The organism is Streptomyces roseoviridis, assembly GCF_039535235.1.
Classification (GTDB): Bacteria; Actinomycetota; Actinomycetes; order Streptomycetales; family Streptomycetaceae; genus Streptomyces; species Streptomyces roseoviridis.
Map to the genome: position 1 here is coordinate 7,380,606 of NZ_BAAAWU010000001.1, position 19,183 is coordinate 7,399,788.

The following is a 19,183-nucleotide window of genomic DNA, read 5'->3' on the forward strand; positions in this document are numbered from 1 at the left end:
GACCCCGAGGAGAAGCCATGAGCCCGTACGACCGCGCACCCGCCGACCGGCACGGCCGCGACCGCAGGGCCGTCGTCCTGCCCGCCCACCCCGGGCGGCCCAGGGCCGTCGGACCGCGCCCCCGCTGCGCGGTCGTCGGCGGCGGCATCGCGGGCATCGCCGCCGCCACCGCGCTGGCCGAACGAGGGGTCCGCGTCACCCTCTACGAGCGCGACACGGCCCTCGGCGGCCGCCTCGCCGGATGGCCCACCGAACTCGCCGACGGCTCGGCCGTCACCATGAGCCGCGGCTTCCACGCCTTCTTCCGCCAGTACTACAACCTGCGGGGACTGCTCAGGCGGGTGGATCCCGACCTCGACCGGCTCCGCCCCCTGCCCGACTACCCGCTGCGGCACAGCTCGGGGCTCCACGACAGCTTCGCCCGGGTCCCGCGCACACCGCCCTGGAGCGCCCTCGGCTTCGCCGCCCTCAGCCCCAGCTTCGGACTGCGGGACCTGGCCCGGCTGGACGCACGCGCGGCACTTCCCCTCCTCGACGTGCGGGCGCCGGACGTCCACCGGCGGTTCGACGACATCAGCGCCCTCCAGCTCCTGGACCGCATCCGCTTCCCCGGCCCCGCCCGGCACCTCGCCTTCGAGGTCTTCTCCCGCAGCTTCTTCGCCGACCCCGCCGAACTGTCCGCCGCCGAACTCGCCCTCATGTTCCACATCTACTTCCTCGGCTCGTCCGAAGGGCTCCTCTTCGACGTGCCGGACGAGCCCTACCCCCAGGCCCTCTGGGAGCCGCTCGCCCACTATCTCCAGGGCCACGGAGCCGACATCCGCACCGGCACCCCCGTCACGGCACTCGCCCCCGCCCCCGGCGGCGGCTACCTGATCCGCACCGCGCACGGCACCGAGCACGCCGACGCCGTGGTGCTGGCCCTGGACACCGCCGGACTGCGCGGCCTGACGGCCGCCTCGCCCGACCTGTGCGACGATGCGTGGCGCGCCCGGGTCGGGCGGCTGCGCTCCGCCCCGCCCTTCCTCGTGTCCCGGATCTGGCTCGACCGCCCCGTCGCCGCCCACCGCCCCGGCTTCCTCGGCACCAGCGGCTACGGCCCCCTCGACAACATCAGCGTCCTGAACCACTGGGAAGGGGAAGCGGCTCGCTGGGCCGCGAAGACCGGCGGGGCCGTACTCGAACTCCACGCCTACGCGGTGGACCCCGCCACCGCCCCGGACGCCGTCGCCGGGGCCCTCATGGACCAACTGCACCGCGTCTACCCCGAGACGGCCGCCGCGCGGGTCGTCGACCGGCGCGACCAGTGGCGCGAGGACTGCCCCCTCTTCGTCGTCGGCGGCCACGCGGACCGCCCCACCGTCGAAACGCCCGACCCGACCGTGACCGTCGCCGGCGACCTGGTCCGCACCGACCTGCCGGTGGCGCTCATGGAACGGGCCGCCACCACCGGTTTCGCGGCCGCCAACGTCCACCTGCGGCGCTGGGGCCTGCGCGGGCAGACCCTGTGGACCGTCCCGGACCGCGGACGCTGGGCGCCTCTGCGGTCGCTGGCCCGCCGCCTCGGCGGCGCTTGACGGACGAGACGACGGGCCGGCGGTGAGCGCCGCTCAGCCGGGGAAACGGCCGCTGCGGCGCAAAGCGAAGCGCCGCTCGGCATAGGCGAGATCGTCACGCCACAGCCGCCCCGCCGCCGCCCGCACGGCGGGGCGCAGCAGCGGCGCCAGGGCGCGGGCCACCGCGAACCCCCGCCGGTCCGATCCGGCGACGACGGCCTCCACCACCGCGGTGCGCGGCCGCTCGGCGCCCGCCGGGGTCAGCGGTGTCGCATGCGTCTCCACGACCGAACCGGTCCCTTCGCCCGCCACGATCCGCATCACGACCGTGCGCCCGTCGGGCGCGTCGAACGCCGCCCGCACGGGGACCACGACCCGCCCGGCCACCTTGAACGACACGTCGACGACCAGGACGTCGCCGCCTTCGTCCGGGCCGCCGGCCGGACCGTCCAGGACGGTGAGGTCGACGAACGAGTACGGGTGCAGCCAGGCCCCGTGCCAGGGGTCCAGGCGGTTGGCGACCACGTCCTCCGGCTCGCAGGCGCCCGCCCCGGTGTAGACGGACGCGACCGCTCCGCCGAGCGGCGGACGTACGGGCACGAGGGGTCGTTCCGTCGGCGGTTCGCCGCCCACGCGATCGAGCCGCACCCACAGCAGGACGCCGTCGTCGTGCACGGGCCAGGGCGACCAGCCGGCGGAGGACCCGCCGTCCAGGGCCAGGCCGTGCCAGTGGCAGATCAGCCGTCCGCACCGCACCGCGCTGTCCTTGAGCGGCGCGCCGAGGTGCGGGCACGCTCCCGGACCGGCGTGGGGCGCGCCGCTCCCGTCGCGCCAGAGCACGATCTCCTCCCCGGCGACCGTCCGCCCCAGCGGCCGACGGGTGGTCAGGTCGCGGCTGGCGCCGACGACGAACCAGTTCCCCGAAGGGCGCGCCCGGGCCCGCTCCAGAGCCTCCGCGATCAGCGCCGGCTTGGCGTCCCGCCACGTCGGACGCTGGCGCTCCCAGGCGACACCGCTCCGGCGCAGCCGCAGGGGGACCACCGGCCGGGGAAACCCGCCCCCGGCGCGCGCCCCACGCGGCCCGTCCGTCCCGTTCACCTTCCGTCCTCCCGTGCCGCCGCTCATCCCCGCTTCTCCTCCCGGCGCCTCGTGACCCGGCTCGCCTCCGTCCGTGCGGCCGCACCGTCCCCGTACCCGCCCCCCTCTCCGGTCCTGTGCCCGGCGGCCCGGACCGGCCCCGAGGCCGGGCGGACGGCGGTGCGCGCGGCCACAGCGGCGGCCAGGCCGCGCAGGGCCACGGCGGCTCTCCTGCGCCGCCCCACCACCGCCCTGCGGTGCACGACCGCGTACCCGTCCTCCTCGATGGCCCCCAGGATGTCGCGGTACAGCACGAACGCCGTGCGGACACACGGCGCCGACACCGGGTCCAGCCGCGCGAGCCCCGGCTCGGCCGCACGGTAGACCTCGCGCGTCAGAGCCGCGGCGGCCCGCAGCGCGGAGGTGATCCGCGCGTCCCGGCAGCCGGTCAGCCTGCTCCACGCCAGCAGGTCGCGGTCGACGCCGTGCGCGGCCAGCAGGTCCTGGGGGAGGTAGACCCGCCCGCGGTCCAGGTCCTCGCCCACGTCCCTGAGGAAGTTCGTCAGCTGGAAGGCGACGCCGAGCTCGGCCGCGTACGGTTCCGCCTCCGCCGGCGGCACGACCGTGCCGAGCACCGGCGTCATCTGCAGCCCGATCACGGCGGCCGACCCGTGCATGTACGCCCGCAGGTTGGCGTAGGTCGCGTACTCGGTGACCGACAGGTCGCTGCGCATCGACGCGAGGAAATCGGAGAAGTGCCGTGCGGCGATGCCGTAACGGGCCCGGGTGTCGGCCGCCGCCCGCACCACCGGTTCGGCGGCCTCCTCGCCCCGCACGGCCCGCAGCCACTGCCGCTCCAGCGCGTCCAGGGCCTCCGCGCGGGCGTGCGGGGAAGCCGCCGGCCCCAGCTCGTCCACGATGTCGTCGGCGCGCCGCGCGAACCCGTACAGCGCGTGCACGGCGGAGCGCCGGTCCACCGGAAGCAGCCGGGTGGCGAGGAAGTACGTCTTGCCGTGGCGGGCGTTGAGCCGCCGGCTGGCCGTGTAGGCCGCCCGCAGCGACGGGTCGGTGATGCCCGCCGCGTCCAGTTCCCGAGCCGTCATCCCGCCCGCCCCTCCCCGGTCACACGGGCCGCGGCGAGCTTGCCCGACAGCAGCACCGTGGGCACGCCGACACCGGGCGTCGTGCCGCAGCCCGCGAGGACGGCGTTCTCCGTGCCGCTCACGAGGTTCCGCGGCCGGAAGGGCCCCGTCTGCGCGAAGGTGTGGGCGACGGAGAACGGAGTGCCGGCCGCATGCCCCATCGCCGTCCAGTCGGCGGGCGTGACCAGGCTCTCCTCCTCGATCGACGCCCCGAGTCCCGCCAGCCCCCGGCGCTCCAGCTCCCGCACCAGTTCGTCGCGGTAGCGCGGCCCGAGGTCGCCCCACTGGGCGGCCGCGGGACCGATCCGGGTGTTGGGGCACGGCGCCAGGACGTAGTGCAGGTGCCTGCCCTCCGGCGCCAGCGACGGATCGGTGGCGGTGGGCCGCGTGACGAGCAGCGAAGGGTCGCTCATCAGCCGCCCCGCGCCGGTCAGTTCGCGGAACACCGTCTCCCACGCCCGCCCGAACGACAGCGTGTGGTGCGAAAGGCCCGGCCAGGTGCGATCGGTCCCCACGTGCAGCACCACCGCGCTGGGCGCGTGCCGCAGGCGGAGCGGGCGCCGGGGAGCCCGCCCCAGCAGACCGTAGGAGACCGGCAGGTCCGGAGTCAGGACGACGGCGTCGCACGGGATCCGGTCGTGCGCGGTCACCACCGCCGTCACCCGCCGCCCCGTGCGTTCCAGCCGGGTGACGCCCTCGCCGTACCGGAACGCGACGCCCGACCGCGCCGCCGCCGCTGCCATGGCCGCCGGTACGGCGTGCATCCCGCCCCGGGGGAAGTACACCCCCGCGACCGTGTCCATGTAGGCGATCACGGCGTACGCGGCCAGGGCACGGGACGGGGAGACCCCGGCGTACAGTGCCTGGAAGGAGAAGACCCGGCGCAGCCGCTCGTCGGAGAGGAACCGCCCGATGGCGCGGTCCAGGCGCCCGAACCCGCCGAGCGCCGCGAGCCGTGCCGTGTCGGGGTGGAGCAGCCGTGCGGGGGAGTCGAAGTTGGCGTCGATGAAGCGCCGCATCTGCACCTCGTACAGCTCCTTGAGCCACCGGCGCAGCCTGCGGTACCCGAGGGCTTCCCGCGAACCCGCGAAGGAGGCGATCTCCTCCTCCATGACGTCTCCGTCGGTGTGCACGTCGAGCCGGGTGCCGTCGGCGAAGAGCGCCCGGTACGCCGGGTGCAGGGGGATCAGGTCGACGTGGTCGTACAGGGAGTCGCCGACCGCCCGGAACGCCTCGTCGAGAACGTCCGGCATGGTGAGGACGGTCGGGCCGGTGTCCACCCGGTAGCCGCCGAGCGCCAGGCGCCCCGCCCGCCCGCCCGGCGCCGCGTCCCGCTCCACCACGGTCACCCGCCGGCCGCGGCCCGACAGGTGCAGCGCGGCGGCCAGGCCGGCCAGGCCCGCTCCCACGACGACGACATGGTCCGTCGGGCCGGTCACGGTCTTCAACGGGTCTCTCCGATCAGAACGGTGTCAGGGGTGGTGGTGCCGTCGGGCGTGCGCCGGGCAGGAGAGGGGGGAGCGGGGTCGGCGGCGACGGCGTCCGCGCGCTCCTGCCGGCCGGCGGTGTGCCCTCCGTGTCCGGGCTCGGCCGCCGCACGGGCCGCGGCGTCCAGACCGCACGCCTCACGCATCAGACGGCCGATCAGACCGGCCGCCCGAGGAGACAGCCCGGCGGCGGCGACGGCCTCGGCGCCGCGGACGCAGAGCTCCTCGACACGCCGGGCCACCTCGTCGCGCGCCCCGCACGCCACGAGGAGGTCCAGCACGCGCTCGACGTCCCCCGCCCGGACGGCCCGGCCGCCCGTCACCCCGTCGAGGAGCCGCAGTCCGGCACGGTCGCCGCGCCGCGCGCACAGGTCCCGGGCGACGGTCAGCAGAAACGTCGCCTTGCCCTCGCGGACGTCCTCGCCCACCGGCTTCCCGGTCCGCGCCGGATCGCCGAAGGCTCCGCGTATGTCGTCGCGGAGCTGGAAGGCCAGCCCCGCGGAGCGCCCGGCCGCCCGCAGCGCCACCACCGTCGGCTCCGGCGCCCCGGCCAGCACCGCGCCGAGGGCCAGCGGGTGGCCCACCGTGTACAGCGCCGTCTTCAGGACCGCCGTCCGCAGCGCCCGGCGCTCCGAAGCGGCGGACGTCACCTGGCCCCGCAGATCCAGATACTGTCCCGCCACCATCTCCGCCCGCATGACCCGCCACACGCCGGCCGCCCGGCGCTCCGCCGGAGCGCCCCGTACGGATTCGGCGAAGGCGTCGTCGGCCCAGGCGAGGGCCAGGTCGCCGGCGAGCACGGCGGCCGCCGTGCCGAACGTGCCGCACGGCAGGGGACGCCCGCCGGTGCCGTACCGCGCGTCCACCGCGACGTGCAGCGCCGGGCGCCCCCGGCGCAGGGGCGAGCCGTCCATGACGTCGTCGTGGACGAGCGCGCAGGTCTGGATCAGTTCGAGCGCCGCCGCGACCCCCAGCGCGCGGGGAGTCTCCCGGGCCCCGCCCCCACAGCCCCGCATCGCCCACCACAGGAACTGCGCACGGAGCCGCCGGCCGCCCTCCAGGGTGAACCGCGCCACGCGGTCCGCGACATCGGCGGCGAAGACCGGGTCCATGGCCGTCGCCTCCTCCACACGCCGCTCCAGCGTCCGGCCGAGGCACACGGCGACGGCCGCGGGCACGTCACGGTCGACTTCCAGCGGATCGGATACGCGCATCGGGACTCCCCTTGCCGGTGCCATGGCTCTTCCGTCACGGGTGCTTCGCCACCGTGCGGGCGTTCGGATGCACCTTCCGCCGGCCCGTCCGCGGCGGGACGAGCGGCGGGAGCCCTGCGCGCCGGGCGGCGCCCCCGCGGTGGGGGCGGGCATGGGTGACCCGCCGCGGGGGCGGCGAGCACGGCCCTGCCGGCGGCACGCGTACGGCGCCCCCGCCCCGCCGAGCGGGGGCGGCTCATCCGGACGTGTCGGAGAGCGGGTCGTGTCCCCAGTTCATGAGCGAGTGGCGCCACCGCGTGTCGCGGACGTCTCCCGTCGGCCTCTGCGCCAGATGGCGGTGGATGTAGCCGTTCACCTTCGCCATGTGCCGGTAGTCGGCGTCCGTCAGTTCGGACTTCTTCTTGCGCAGGATCCCGACGATGGCGCGCCCGGAGGCGTGCCCGGTGGACTCACCGCCGCCCCTGTGCTCACCCGCCCGCTTCGACGCGTCGGTGCCGAGCCAGTCCTCCAGCTCGGACGCGGTCATGTTGACGAGCTCGCGGAACGTCCCCCAGGTGTCGTGCCGGTCGTCGGCCGCCACGGTGCCCGCCCTACCGCTTCTTCTTCAGGGCACCCGGCTTGTGCACGGCCGTCCGACCGGACGAGTCGCTGCGCACCTCGTACTGGGGCTCGTCCGGTGAGGCGTCGACCGTACGGCCGGACGCCTTGGTCCGTTCGGTGATCTTCTTCTCCACCGTGCCCTCGGTCTCGCCGCCGTGACTGCTCCAGGCGACCTTGTCGCCCGGGGACAGGGCCTTCTCGCCCGAGGTCTTCTTCGCCTTCGCCATGGAACCTCTCCTCTCCGGGCCCGCCGGTGCGCGGGCGACCGATCCCCACCTTGCGGCCGCACGCCCCGGCCCGCATCTCCCGCCCGCCCGACGGGTGCACCCGCAGGCGCCGGACGGCCCGGAGAACACGGCGAAGACCCTCCTCACGCGGCGGGGACCCCTGTCCCCGGGTGACGTACCGGGTGGCGGGTACGGTCGGAAGACCACCGGCAGGGCCAACGACCTTCACGCAGGCGCTTCTCCCGTACGTGGCCTTGGAGTCGGCGGCCGTCCTGGGCCGCACGTGCGCGTCATCGCCCCGCCCTCCCACTCCCAGCGAGCGGGGCCAGGGGCGACGACCAGGTCCACGGTCGGGACGAAGGTGTCGAACCCCGCGTCGTACGGCGGGCGGCTCGCAGCTCACCGAGCGCTCCGGCCCGTTCGCCGACGCCGCCGCGTGGACGTCCTGGCGGGCTCGGGCAGGGCGTGGGCCGGGCGGTCGGAAGGTTGTCAGAGACTGCGCATAGGTTCCCGGTGACCACCCGGCCGGGTGGCAAGAGAGGGGAGCGAGAGATGGCATGGGCCGGGGACCCCAGACTGGCAGCGACGCCCGAGGCCGCCGAGTACCTGGAGGCAGCCTTCACACCCGGTGCGCAGCTGGGCACGGTGTACGACGATCCGACGACGCCGGTAGTCGTCACCGGGATCGAGGAGCTCACGACCATCCGCGTGCCCAGCGGCCGGCTCGTCGTGGACGCGCCCTGGCACGACGACGAGGTCTACGACTACGAGAGAGGCCTGCCCACACCGCACCCGAGGGAACTGGCGGTGAGGATCCCCCCAGGCACATACCGGGTGGACATCGCGTGGTCGGCGGGACCGTACGAGTTCATGGGCGAACACTTCGACGGTGTCGCACGCGCCGCGACGCGCTTGTGCGTCAGCGACGCCCCCGTCGCCGGATGGGAAACGGGCCTGAGCGTCCACGAGGACATCGACCGGTTGCAGCCCGGCGAAGAGCCCCGGTTCTTCTCCGACGCCAACGTCGGCTGCTTTGCCGACGCAGGGGCGTGGACGGCCTTGTCCGCGCCGTTCCGTACCTTCGCGGACGGCGTCCCCGCCCCCCGCGACACCGAACGGCTGGCGGACGGTTCCGAGCGGCTACGCGATGAGGCGCACCAAGCGGACCTGGTCACCTTCGTCGCTGAATCAGGCGGCGTCGTCTGGCTCGGACGCACGAAGACCGGCGACGTGGCCGCGATCGTCGTCACCAGCGGCCTGCCCGGCGCGAAAGCCTGAAGTCGCCGGCCGTGGGGCGGGGCCGGCGGTGCCGAAGAGGGTCGGACGACGTTGCCCTGTCGGCCCGACGCCGAACTCGGCACTCCTGACTGACCGGTGCCGAGGCGCTGAAGGATGCCGTCTGCGGCGAGGTCGCGCGCGCAGGATCGGCCGGGCACGCTTCTGGAAGGCCCAGTCCACGGCGACGGCGCAGGCCCGGTGGCGTGCCGGGACCGGTGCGGATCCTCCCGGCCGGAGACTGGAGTTGCTGTACTGCGGACGCCACCGTGGGCCCCGCCGTGTGGCGGGGCCGCAGGGGTGGGTCAGCGGTTGAGCTTGCGGGGGTCGAGGATCTGGTCGGCGGGCGGCGGGGTGGTGTCGACGGGCTTGTCGAAGTCGGTGAACTTCAGGGAGCCGGCGTCGGTGCCGCCGGTGTTGATGATCTCCACGGGGTAGGGCTTGCCGGTCTTGGTGACGTGGACGGTGGTGACGGAGTCTCCGTCGCGGTCGTAGACGACGGCGAGGGCCTGGCCGGCGCGGGTGATGTCGGCGCCGCGGCTGGTGGTGGTGGGCGAGTCGCCCTTGAGCTCGTCGGCGACCGCGCTGAGGTCGCACATGTCCTTGCGGATCATCGCCCTGGCGGTCTTCTTGTCGACCTTCATCCAGCGGCCCTTGACGATTTCGAGGACGGCGTCGGCCTGCTTGGCGTTGAGGTTCTTGTCGGAGGCGATGGAGGCACGCCAGAAGGCCTCGTCGCCCTTCATGAAGACGCTGCTGCGGTTCTTGATGATCTCGATGACGCCGGCGTCGGGCTGGGTGATGGTGCCGCGGCAGGAGCCCGCGGTGTCCATGGCCATGTCGATGACGAGGGTGCGGCCTTCGCCGTCCGGTGCGTCGCCGGTGACGCGCAGGGAGGTGGCGCTCTTGAGGGCGGTCTTGGCCTTGTCGCTGATCTGGGCGCCCGTCAGGCCCTCGAAGGCGTCCTTCGGCTTGGCCGGGCTGGGGCTCGTGCTGGGGGTGTTCTGCGCGCCGGCATCGCCCCCGGTGGGGCCGCAGGCCGCGGCGCTGGTGACGGTGGCGGCGATGAGCGCGGCCGCAGAGGCGCGGCGCATGGTGCGGTGGTTCACGTGCTGGGTCCCTCCCCTTGTTGAACGCGCTCACTGTATGGGGCGGGTGTGACAGGCGGGGACTGGTTATCCGGCCGCGCGGCGGGCCGGTTTCCAGTGGTCGACGGGGCGGAACGGCCGATGCTGACGCAGGCCCGTGACACGGTGCTCGCGCCGGGTGCGCTGCCCCGTGAGCTGCGCTTCCAGCCCAGATCCGCCCCCCCTCCAGGCACGTGGAGATGTCCCAGCGCCCTGCGGTGTTGGCGTGGACGGGCCGTGGCCTGCTGTCCGGCGCTAGTTGAGCATGTGGGCGGCTTGGACCTGATGGAGGTGGATGAGGACGTCGTGGGTCTGGGCGAGGCGGATCCGGGGGGCGTCGGCGATGCCCGGGTAGGTGGCGCCGATGTTCTTGATCATGTGGGGTTCGGCCAGCCACGTACGGGCCGCCGGGGGAGCGTTGCGCAGGTCGACGACGTAGTCGCGATAGCGGACCTTGTCGAGGGTGTGCTCGGCGGTGCCCGGGGCGGCAGGGGCGGCGGTGAACCGCTCCGGGACGCCGTCGTGGTTGAAGGCGTTGAACGAGCCCTGGTTGAAGGTGAGGCCGACGCTCAGGTAACCGGCGCCCAGCCGCTCGCGCAGGAACTCGCCCTGGACGCGGGGGTGGCTGGCAGGGGCGTAGGTCTTGAGGGCGACATGGGTGTTGTGGGCGGAGAGCATGATCTTCCCGCCGGTGCGCTGCTGCCACCAGGCGACGTTGTCCGCCATCACGCGGTCGCGGTAGAGCATGGCGGCCGGGACGTTCTGCGGGTCGTCCCAGTCGAAGGCGTACAGGGTGGTCATCTGGTGGATCGCGGTGGCGTGCCGCAGGGCCCAGGCGTGGGCGTCGGCGTCGGCGCCGGGGTGCTGCTTGAGCAGGTTCACCGCCCGCCCGGTCCGTTCGGCGAGCTCCTTGCGCTCGGCCAGCGGCTTCGAGAAGTAGTCGTTCACGTAGGTCTCGGCGCTGGTGGCGGGTCGCAGTCCTCGGTACAACTCGGCGATCTGCGCGGCGAGTCCGGGGCTGGACGCGGCCGCGAAGGCGTTCACCCTGTCGTACAGCCCGGGACCGGCGAAGCCGTTGTCGTCGCCGACGAAGCGCACCGGGTCGCCGGGGTGCTTGACGTTGTATGCGCGCATCCACTGGAGCAGGTCGCGGTTCTCCGCGTTGTTCCACCACCGATAGGTGCCCTGGAACTCCTCGTCCATGATCTGCTTCAGGTCGCCCTCACCGCGCGTGAGGTAGGCGTCGATCCGCAGTCCGCTGCTCCACGCGGCTTCGAAGGCGAAGGTGCGAAAACCCTTCTCCTCCACCAAGTAGCGGAACAATCGGTGCTTGACGGTGACGAACTCGTGCGAGCTGTGGGTGGCCTCGCCCACGCCCACCACCTTCGCGTCGCCCACCATCGCGCCGAACGCGCGCAGATCGGCCATGCCACCCCGCGGTTCGGTGGTGCGCAGCGGGTGTGCCACCCGGTCAAGAGCCGCCTCTGGCGAGCGGAACGCGACGGCGTCGGCGGACACCGACGAGGTGGCGGGAGCGAACGGGGTGGCGGCGGAAGAGGCGGGGGCGACGGCCAGGGTGACGCCGAGAGGGACGAGCAGCGTGGCCAGCAGGAACTTGCGCGTGGTGATCATGTGCTCAACTCTGGCTGTACGCGGACATCGCGGGCCATCCGGTACGCCCCCCGAGCGGCCTGGGGTTACCTTCACCTGCCAAGCGGCGGGGCACCGGAACCACGCTCCCCGCCGCTCGTGCGGTCCCGCCCCGGCGGCCCCCCGCAGAGCCGCTCCCGGATTTCCAGGGCGCTGCCGCCCACCTGCCTGACGGCCTGGTCCTCAAGGGCGAGCTGGTCGTTGTGAGGTGGAGGCCGACCGTGTCCGTCCGCCAGCACGGCGTGGACGGCGGCGTTGCCGGGCCCGGGGCCGGTCGGCGAACCGGTGCCCGCGCGGCCGAGGCGAAGCGGGCGCGCCTGCGGCTGGGACCGCCTCGGGTCCGGCGTCAGACACCGTAGGGGCCAGAGCACGGAGGCAGCAACGGTGCCGGGCAACGCTCCGTTCGGCCGCTTCGCTCAGGTTGCGCCAGAGGTGCCACCGGTCCGCCACCTGGACAGCCTGCTGCGCGTCGCGGTCAGTGGGGGTGGATGAGTGAGCTGCCGGTGAGGACCACGACCTGGTCCTCCTCTCTGTAGGTGTGCGTTTCCGCTCTGTCCGGGTTGAGCCGGACGCCGTGCTGGGGCGGCTGGCTGATGCGACGGGCGATGCGATGGCCGATGGCGAGGTGCCCGTGTCGTCGGACGGCGTCGACGACGGAACTGAAGGTGATCGGCTGGTGCACCGGCACGTAGTGGCCGGCGGGATGCAGGGCGATCTGGCAGCCCGCGGGCGCGAACAGCTCGTCGAAGATCCCGTCGAGATGGGGGTTCTGCGAGATCTGTGAGAGGCGCAGGCTCAGGAAGTTGCCGCTCACGATGAGATCGTCGGGTTTGCCGGCCTGAGCCAGGACCCGGTTGCGATCGTCGGCCATCTCGGTGACGAGGGTGAAGTCGTGCATGGCGCACTCCGCCAGATCGCGGAGGTTGAGCAGGGTGGCGAGGGTGCCGGCGTCTGCCTCGTGGGCGTCGCGGTCGCCGGGGCAGAGAACGATGACGTGGTCGTATTTCGTCACCGTCAGGCCCTCGAGGACATGGCGTCGCGTGATGTCCGCCCTGTGGAAGGTCAGCTCCAGGCCTCCGCCGCGCCATTCCTCCACCGCGACCGGCGTGTCGGCGACGACGTCGACGCGTGAGCCGGCGGGAAGGCGGGCACCCAGCTGCTCGATGACGGCATCGAGGCGTTGGTTGGAGCCGAGGACGAGGACGTTGCGGCCTGGGGCCGGGGACGTCTTCGCAGGCGTCGGGTCCACGGGGGTGAACTCGGGGACCGCGTCCGACAGAGCGATGGTGGTGAGGTCCTCGCTGAGGACGACGATCCGATCGGGAGCCTCGATCCGCGTGTCGCCGTGAGGGTTCATCAGGATCCGGCCGTCCTGCCGCATCAGCCCGATGACGGTGGAGGCGCGGAAGGCGAGCAGAGCGTCGTGGAAGCGTCGCCCCGCCAGTTCGGGCTGGTGCGTCATGTAGATCTCGTGGCCGCTGAAGTTCAGCAGCTCGCTGTAGACCTGGGACAGCCCCGACTGCAGACTGCTCTGCACCAGCAGTCGGGCGATGAACCCTTGCGTGCTGACGACACGACAGCGAGGCCCGCCTGCGAGCCGGGCCGCAGCGAGGTTCTGCTCGTCCGCCACCCCGGCCACCAGGAGCGGACCCGTGCCTCCTTCGCCACGCGTGCCGGCGACGGCGAGCAGCGACTTGATGACGCCGAAGTCGGGGCATTCGTCCTCGGCCGCGAGGACGATCACGGACCTGGCCCGTTCCGGGCTGACGATGGTGACGTCCTGGGGGTCCGCGGGGTTGCCGGTGCGGCAGACGATCCGGGTACCGGCCGTGTCACCGACCCGTTCGCGGATCTCGGTCTCCATCTCCGACCGGTCCTTCTCCGCGAGGACGGCGACACAGGCATGGCGACGGCCGCGGTTGGCCTCGACCAGTTCAGCCACGACCACGTGGACCTGTGAGGACCAGCCGAGGATCACCGTGTGGCCCGTTTCCACCACAGGAGTCCTCCCGGCGCGCAGCCGGGCGAGCTGGTTCTGCAGTCCGGCGCTGATCACCGGGATCAGCGTGCTCATCAGCATGATGCCGCTGAACGCCATGAAAACCGCGACCATCAGGAAGGGCGCCGATCCCCGGTCCTTGATCAGGATGGTGGGGCTGAGCACTCTGAGGAACCCGGCCCAGACCGAGGAGCGCGCGTTGTCCGGCCGGATGCCGTCCGGGGCGAACGCCAGCAGGAGCAGACCGTTCAGGGCCGCGAACGCGAAGCACAGGGCCGCGAGTACACCGATCAGGGCGGGTGCGCCTCGTCCCATGACGTTGTCGACCCGATAGCGGAACTTCTGCAGCACAAGAACTCCTGTCTCACGGTGCTCCGCTGGCAGCCAGCGTCGAAGTCATCATGCGAGCCCTCATCGCGACGACCAACGAAGCCCGGCCGGTCGGATCTCGGCGTCGTGCGCCCGCCCTTCCTGCGCCCCGGCCGGCAGCACCGCATACAGGTGAATCCCGGGTACGTGCTGGCGTGTCCCGCGCGCCGTGCCGAAGGCATCCCGAAGGGTGCCCCCTGTGGATACTCAGTTCAACAGGCGTGCCCTGGTCACCGCCGCGGGCACGGGCGCGCTCGCCCTCGCCCTGCCCACGGCTCCCCAGACCGCGGCCGCGCTCGCATCGTCGGCGACGCGCACCGCTTCGCGGGTGCCCGGCGGCGCTCCCAGGGACGTCTGCGAGCGGGTCGCCAGGGCTGTTCTGGTGCTGGACGAGCACGGTGAAGCCCTCGTCCCGCGGTACGCCAGGATCCTTCTGGACACGGGCCTCCCGCGCGGACACGGTGACGGCAAGCGGGTCCTGGTCGTCGGAGCCGGGCCGGCGGGGCTGGTCGCGGCGGATCTCCTGCGGCGCGCCGGGCACGAGGTCACGGTGATCGAGGCCAACGGCAACCGGGTCGGAGGCCGCGTCAAGACCTTCCGCACCGGGGGCCACGAGAACGCCGCACAGCCCTTCGCCGACCCCCGGCAGTACGCGGAGGCCGGAGCGATGCGCATCCCCGCGAGCCACCCGCTGATCATCGGACTGATCGATGCCCTCGGCCTGGAACGCCGCAGGTTCCACCTCACGGATGTGGACCCCTCGGGCAGGCCGGCGAACCGGACGTGGATCCAGGCCAACGGGGTCCGGGTCCGCCGTGCGGAGTACGAGCGCAGGCCGCGCGTCCTGAACAGGCACTTCGGGGTGCCGGACAAGTACCTCGACACGACGTCGGCGGAGATCTACCGAGCCGCCCTCGCGCCTGCCCGTACGCTCATCGAGGGCAAGCGGGGAAGCGACCTCGTCGAGGGCTGGGCCACCGTCCTGCAGCGGTACGGCCACTGGTCCATGTTCCGGTACCTCACCGAGGAGGCGGGGCTCGACGAGAACACCCTCGACCTCGTCGGCACGGTCCAGAACGTCACCTCACGGCTGCACCTGTCATTCTTGCACAGTTTCCTGTCCTCCGCGCTGATCAGCACGGACACCGCCTTCTACGAATTGGCCGGCGGAACCGCCACCCTCGTGGACGCCCTCTACGCGCGGGTGAAGGACCTGGTCCGCTTGGACCGGCGTGCCGTCCGCGTCGAACACGACCCGCGGCACGGCGTCACCGTGCACACCGTCTCCGAGGGCCGTGACGGCACCGTCGAGCGGGAGACCTTCACCGGTGACGAGGCCATCATCACCGTCCCGTTCTCAGGACTCCGCCACGTCACCTTCACGCCGGCGCTCTCGTACGGCAAGCGGCGGGCCATCACAGAACTCCACTACGACGCCGCGACCAAAGTCCTGCTGGAGTTCTCGCGCCGCTGGTGGGAGTTCGACGAGGAGACCTGGCGGCGAGAGCTCGAGGCGATCCGGCCCGGCCTGTACGAGCAGTACCGGCGCGGCAGTGCCCCGGCCGACGGCTCGCTCCTCGGCGCTCACCCGTCGGTGCCGGCAGGCCACATCACCGACGCCCAGCGCGTCCACTGTGCCGCCCACCGTCCGACCCTTCGCGACCAGCCCGAGGCCGCTCAGGTGATCGGCGGCGGTTCGACGACCGACAACCCCAACCGGTTCATGTTCGAACCTTCCCATCCCGTCCCGGGCAGCGAGGGAGGCGTCCTGCTCGCCTCCTACAGCTGGGCGGACGACGCCCTGAAATGGGACTCGTTCGATGACGACGAGCGCTACCCGAGGGCGCTCGGGGGAGTCCAGGACGTGTACGGACAGCGAATCGAGGTCTTCTACACCGGAGTGGGCCGCACCCAGTCCTGGATGCGCGACCCCTACGCGTACGGCGAGGCATCCGTCCTGTTCCCCGGCCAGCACACGGAGATCTTCCCCGACGTGCCGACCGCGGAGGGCCCCTTGCACTTCGCGGGCTGTCACACCTCGGTCAAGCCCGCGTGGATCGAAGGAGCCCTGGAATCCGCCGTACGCACCGCCCTTGAAGTGCACACCGGAAAAGTGACGGCACGTCACCCCTGATCGGGGCGAAAGGCCTGCCCTCCACGACCGCGGGGCATGATCGAGGCCGAATCTCCCCTGGACCGCGGCCCGCACGAGGCACTCGTCAGCGCCGTCCGTCCGTGCAGGCGCGGGACCCCCGCGCGAAGACGATGGACGAGTCCCGCACGACGTCGCCCCCCCCGCAGCCGCCGCAGCCACCGCACGGCGTTCCACGCGAAGGAGTTCGGTCGCGGAAGGGTCCGGGCGAGCCCGGGCTCCCGGACCGCGGTCTCCGAACCGATCGTGTACGCGGACAGGACGTTCGGGTGTCGGTGGCGACCGCCGCGAGACCGGAGAGCAGCACGACCCGCTCCACCCCGGCCCGGCGCATCCGGTCGAGCAGCCCCGGCACGTCCCGGTGTCCGGACAGGCGGAAGGCCGCCCGGGGATCCCCGAGCGGCCTTCCTTGTGAGCGTCGCTGTGTCATCGCACCGGATCAGGCCAGAGGCACCGCGTCGATCACGCGCTGCGGGACCGTCCACACCCCGGTGGCCGTGTCGGTCGGGCTCCGGCGGCCTTGGGTGACGAGCCAGACCGCCGGGGAGTCCGGGGACTTCAGCCGGGTGCCGTCGGCGAACTCCGTGGTCAGGGACTGCCAGACACGCTGGGGGACGACCTGCATGGGCACGTTCGCGTACCCGCTCGCCGTCAGCTCCTCCATGCTGTGGAACGGGACCTTCGCCCCGCCCACGACCGCCGCCTGGCTCAGGGAGCCGGCGTCCTTGATCCGCGTGCCGTCGGCGATCTTCGTGGTCATGCCGTCCCACACGCGGACGGGGATGACCAGGCGCGGCTTGGCGCCGTAACCGGCCTGCTGGAGTTCGTCCATGGAGTGGAAGTCGACTCTGGCGCCGCCGACCACCGCCGCTTCCGACGTGGCCCCGCTCTTGGCGATCCGGGTGCCGTCCGCGATCCTCGTGGTCATGCCGTCCCAGACCCGGACCGGGACGACCAGGCGCGGCTTGCCGCCGTAACCCGCCTCGTTGCGTTCGGCCTCGGTGTGGAAGTCGACTCTGGCGCCGCCGACCACCGCCGCTTCCGATGAGGCCCCGCTCTTGGCGATCCGGGTGCCGTCGGCGATCTTCGTGGTCATGGCGTCCCACACGCGGACGGGGATGACCTCGCGCGCCTTGGTGCCGTACCCGGCGTCGTTGCGTTCGGCCTCGGTGTGGAAGTCCACCCTGGCGCCACCGACCACGGCCGCCTCCGACGACCAGCCGCTCTTCGCGATCCGGGTGCCGTCGGCGATCTTCGTGGTCATGGCGTCCCACACGCGAACGGGGATGACCTCGCGCGCCTTGGTGCCGTACCCGGCGTCGTTGCGCTCGGCCTCGCTGTGGAAGTCCACCCTGGCACCGCCGACCACGGCCGCCTCCGACGAGGCACCGCTCTTGGCGATGCGCGTCCCGTCGGCGATCCTGGTCGGCAGGGCGTCCCACACCCGGTCGGGAATCGTCCACATCCGCTTCTCGCCGAACCCGCAGGCGATCAGCTCGTCCATCGACATGAACGGCACCTTCGCCCGGCCGACGATGCCGGCCTGCGAACTGCTGCTCGCCTTCTTCACGCGCGTGCCGTCCGCGATCCGGTCCGGGATGAGACTGAACGCCCGCCCCGGCAGCGGCCGGACCTTCGACGCCCAGTCCGTACCGAAGCCCGAGTCGACGACCTCCTGCGGGGAGGCGAAGTTGACCCGCGCGCCGCCGATGATCGCCGCGACCGGGGTGCTTCCGCCGGTGCCCTGGACCAGGATGCCGTCGTCGGGCACGTCGGCCCGGATCATGTTGAACGCGCGCGTCGGGACCGTACGGACCTTGCTCGCCCAGTCGGTGCCGAAGCCCGCGTCGATGACCTCCTGCGGGGAGGCGAAGTTGATCCGCGCGCCGCCGAGCATCATCGCCACCGGCGTCGGTACACCGTTCGCGATGCCCTGGACCAGCGAGCCGTCCGGCGGGATGTCGGCGTGGAACTCGTTGAAAGCACGGCTGGGGATCGCGCGCACCTTCTCACGCCAGTTCGCTCCGTATCCGGTCTCGACGACTTCCTCGGGCGAGGCGAAGTTGATGCGCGATCCGGCCACGAACATGGCCACCGGCGTCGAGGAGCCGCCGCCCGTTCCCTGGACGAGGGTGCCGTCCGCCGGGACCGTGCCGAGGTTGTTGAACGAGTAGTCCGACACGATGACGACCTTGGAGGGCCAGTCCGCGCCGTGGCCGGTGTCGACGACCTCCTGCGGCGAGCCGAAGTTGATGCGTGCCCCGCCCACGACCTGCGCCACCGGCGTCCCGTTGCCGCCGTTCCAGCCCTGTACCAGGGTCCCGTCGGACGGCACCCGGTTCATGTGGTCGCGGGCGTCGACCGACCAGTCGGAAATCTTGGGCGGACGGCCGCAGTTCACGGGGGAGTTGCAGTGCGACTGGTGCAGCGGCGCACCGCCCGCGAAGATGTACACGCGGCCGCGCTGGTCGATGGCCGACGAGCCGTTGCGCGGAACCTTCGGACCGGCGTCGATGACCGACTGGTACGTGGGCCGGGGCGTGGAGTCGCAGATCCCACCGTCGCACGTGGCCTGCCAGACCGGCGCGCCGCCGACCATCTTGTAGATGCGCCGGGTGTCCGTCGTGTGCAGGAGCGTGCCGTCGGCCAGACCGTGGACCGACGTCACGGGCTGCGGCTGCGGCGGGGCGGGCGGGTTGGTCGGACCGGGCGCCGAGCCACCGCCCCGTCCCGTGCCCTGCGTGACCTTCTTGAAGCCCTCGCTCTTGGGCAGGTTCACCCAGAGCGCGCTCTCGTGGCCCACGAAGTGTTCCATGCCGGCGTTGCATCCGGCCGGCAGCCACTGACGCGTCATGAAGACGCGCTCGGTGAAGATGCCGTAGGAGACGAAGGTGATCTCGTGCGAGGGGGACACGGTGTTGGTCTTCAGACCCACCGAACTCGTCCAGGACGCCTTCGCACCGATCTGGATCTCAAGGTTGACCTTGGCGACGACGTACTCGACCGACATGCCGGCCGTGAACTGGGTGCTCAGCTCCACCGTGTCGGACTTGGTGACGGTCACCTCGAGGTTGTCCCCGGGTGCCACCCTCCAAGGCCCGTCGGAGGCTTTGAAGTCCTCGTAGTGCTGGCTCACCTTCCACGCGGTCGGTCCGCAGGAGACCGGCAGCGGCAGAGGTGGTGGATCGGCGGCCCGCGCGACCTGGGGCGTCATCGCCACCAGCCCGCCGGCGAGCAGGACGCCGGTCAGCGCGGTGAGCGCCGACCGCAGCCTGTGTCGGAACATCGTGCCTTCTCTCGGTGAGGGG

The 19,183-nt window shown here is 72.7% G+C and carries 13 protein-coding genes; 3 read left to right on the forward strand and 10 right to left on the reverse strand.

Annotated features, from left to right (window positions below):
• The first annotated feature begins 17 nt into the window (after nucleotides 1-17).
• Nucleotides 18-1,577, forward strand: coding sequence for an FAD-dependent oxidoreductase (locus ABD954_RS33235; RefSeq protein ID WP_345491776.1), 1,560 nt, complete (start codon nucleotides 18-20; stop codon nucleotides 1,575-1,577).
• Between the two features lie 33 nt (nucleotides 1,578-1,610).
• On the opposite strand, the gene ABD954_RS33240 is transcribed toward ABD954_RS33235, so the two are convergent.
• From ABD954_RS33240 to ABD954_RS33265, 6 genes are all read right to left on the reverse strand, one after another.
• On the reverse strand, nucleotides 1,611-2,681 hold the full coding sequence (locus ABD954_RS33240) for a Rieske (2Fe-2S) protein (protein WP_345491778.1): 1,071 nt from the start codon (nucleotides 2,679-2,681) through the stop codon (nucleotides 1,611-1,613).
• Entirely contained in the window at nucleotides 2,678-3,736 is a 1,059-nt protein-coding gene (locus ABD954_RS33245; protein WP_345491780.1) for a phytoene/squalene synthase family protein, read from the reverse strand. Before ABD954_RS33245 ends, ABD954_RS33240 begins: the two co-directional genes overlap by 4 nt.
• Nucleotides 3,733-5,223 (reverse strand): phytoene desaturase family protein, encoded by a 1,491-nt coding sequence (crtI, locus tag ABD954_RS33250; protein ID WP_345491782.1) that lies wholly within the window; start codon nucleotides 5,221-5,223, stop codon nucleotides 3,733-3,735. The genes ABD954_RS33245 and crtI overlap by 4 nt, the downstream gene beginning before the upstream one ends.
• On the reverse strand, nucleotides 5,220-6,476 hold the full coding sequence (locus ABD954_RS33255; protein WP_345491784.1) for a polyprenyl synthetase family protein: 1,257 nt from the start codon (nucleotides 6,474-6,476) through the stop codon (nucleotides 5,220-5,222). The genes crtI and ABD954_RS33255 overlap by 4 nt, the downstream gene beginning before the upstream one ends.
• A 235-nt stretch (nucleotides 6,477-6,711) precedes the next feature.
• Nucleotides 6,712-7,056 carry a DUF3140 domain-containing protein gene (locus ABD954_RS33260; RefSeq protein ID WP_345491786.1) on the reverse strand — a complete coding sequence of 115 codons (345 nt, stop codon included), beginning with the start codon at nucleotides 7,054-7,056 and terminating at the stop codon, nucleotides 6,712-6,714.
• A gap of 10 nt (nucleotides 7,057-7,066) precedes the next feature.
• Nucleotides 7,067-7,303, reverse strand: coding sequence for a hypervirulence associated TUDOR domain-containing protein (locus ABD954_RS33265; protein ID WP_345491788.1), 237 nt, complete (start codon nucleotides 7,301-7,303; stop codon nucleotides 7,067-7,069).
• A 552-nt stretch (nucleotides 7,304-7,855) separates the two neighbouring features.
• Here ABD954_RS33265 and ABD954_RS33270 point away from each other — a divergent pair.
• Nucleotides 7,856-8,581, forward strand: a complete 726-nt coding sequence (locus ABD954_RS33270) for a DUF4241 domain-containing protein (RefSeq protein WP_345491790.1) — start codon at nucleotides 7,856-7,858, stop codon at nucleotides 8,579-8,581.
• Nucleotides 8,582-8,883: 302 nt separating this feature from the next.
• Here the strand turns inward: ABD954_RS33270 and ABD954_RS33275 are convergent, their stop codons facing one another.
• The 3 genes from ABD954_RS33275 to ABD954_RS33285 form a co-directional block, all read right to left on the reverse strand.
• The gene (locus ABD954_RS33275) at nucleotides 8,884-9,687 is read right to left on the reverse strand and encodes a hypothetical protein (protein WP_345491792.1); all 804 of its coding nucleotides are present in this window, start codon (nucleotides 9,685-9,687) and stop codon (nucleotides 8,884-8,886) included.
• Nucleotides 9,688-9,960: 273 nt separating this feature from the next.
• Nucleotides 9,961-11,337, reverse strand: a complete 1,377-nt coding sequence (locus ABD954_RS33280) for an erythromycin esterase family protein (protein ID WP_345491794.1) — start codon at nucleotides 11,335-11,337, stop codon at nucleotides 9,961-9,963.
• A 493-nt stretch (nucleotides 11,338-11,830) separates the two neighbouring features.
• Complete coding sequence (locus ABD954_RS33285) at nucleotides 11,831-13,705, reverse strand: CASTOR/POLLUX-related putative ion channel (RefSeq protein ID WP_345491796.1); 1,875 nt, start codon at nucleotides 13,703-13,705, stop codon at nucleotides 11,831-11,833.
• Nucleotides 13,706-13,922: 217 nt separating this feature from the next.
• Between ABD954_RS33285 and ABD954_RS33290 the strand changes: the two genes are divergently transcribed.
• Nucleotides 13,923-15,857, forward strand: coding sequence for a flavin monoamine oxidase family protein (locus ABD954_RS33290; protein WP_345491798.1), 1,935 nt, complete (start codon nucleotides 13,923-13,925; stop codon nucleotides 15,855-15,857).
• 457 nt (nucleotides 15,858-16,314) lie between these two features.
• On the opposite strand, the gene ABD954_RS33295 is transcribed toward ABD954_RS33290, so the two are convergent.
• Nucleotides 16,315-19,161: a hypothetical protein gene (locus ABD954_RS33295; RefSeq protein ID WP_345491800.1), complete on the reverse strand. Its 2,847-nt coding sequence runs from the start codon at nucleotides 19,159-19,161 to the stop codon at nucleotides 16,315-16,317.
• Nucleotides 19,162-19,183: the final 22 nt, after the last annotated feature.

Bases quoted from the DNA above. Each gene is read 5' to 3' on its own strand.
- ABD954_RS33255 (WP_345491784.1), bottom strand. From the start codon at position 6,476: ATGCGCGTATCCGATCCGCTGGAAGTCGACCGTGACGTGCCCGCGGCC.
- ABD954_RS33295 (WP_345491800.1), bottom strand. From the start codon at position 19,161: ATGTTCCGACACAGGCTGCGGTCGGCGCTCACCGCGCTGACCGGCGTC.
- ABD954_RS33240 (WP_345491778.1), bottom strand. From the start codon at position 2,681: ATGAGCGGCGGCACGGGAGGACGGAAGGTGAACGGGACGGACGGGCCG.
- ABD954_RS33245 (WP_345491780.1), bottom strand. From the start codon at position 3,736: ATGACGGCTCGGGAACTGGACGCGGCGGGCATCACCGACCCGTCGCTG.
- ABD954_RS33265 (WP_345491788.1), bottom strand. From the start codon at position 7,303: ATGGCGAAGGCGAAGAAGACCTCGGGCGAGAAGGCCCTGTCCCCGGGC.
- ABD954_RS33235 (WP_345491776.1), top strand. From the start codon at position 18: ATGAGCCCGTACGACCGCGCACCCGCCGACCGGCACGGCCGCGACCGC.
- ABD954_RS33280 (WP_345491794.1), bottom strand. From the start codon at position 11,337: ATGATCACCACGCGCAAGTTCCTGCTGGCCACGCTGCTCGTCCCTCTC.
- ABD954_RS33270 (WP_345491790.1), top strand. From the start codon at position 7,856: ATGGCATGGGCCGGGGACCCCAGACTGGCAGCGACGCCCGAGGCCGCC.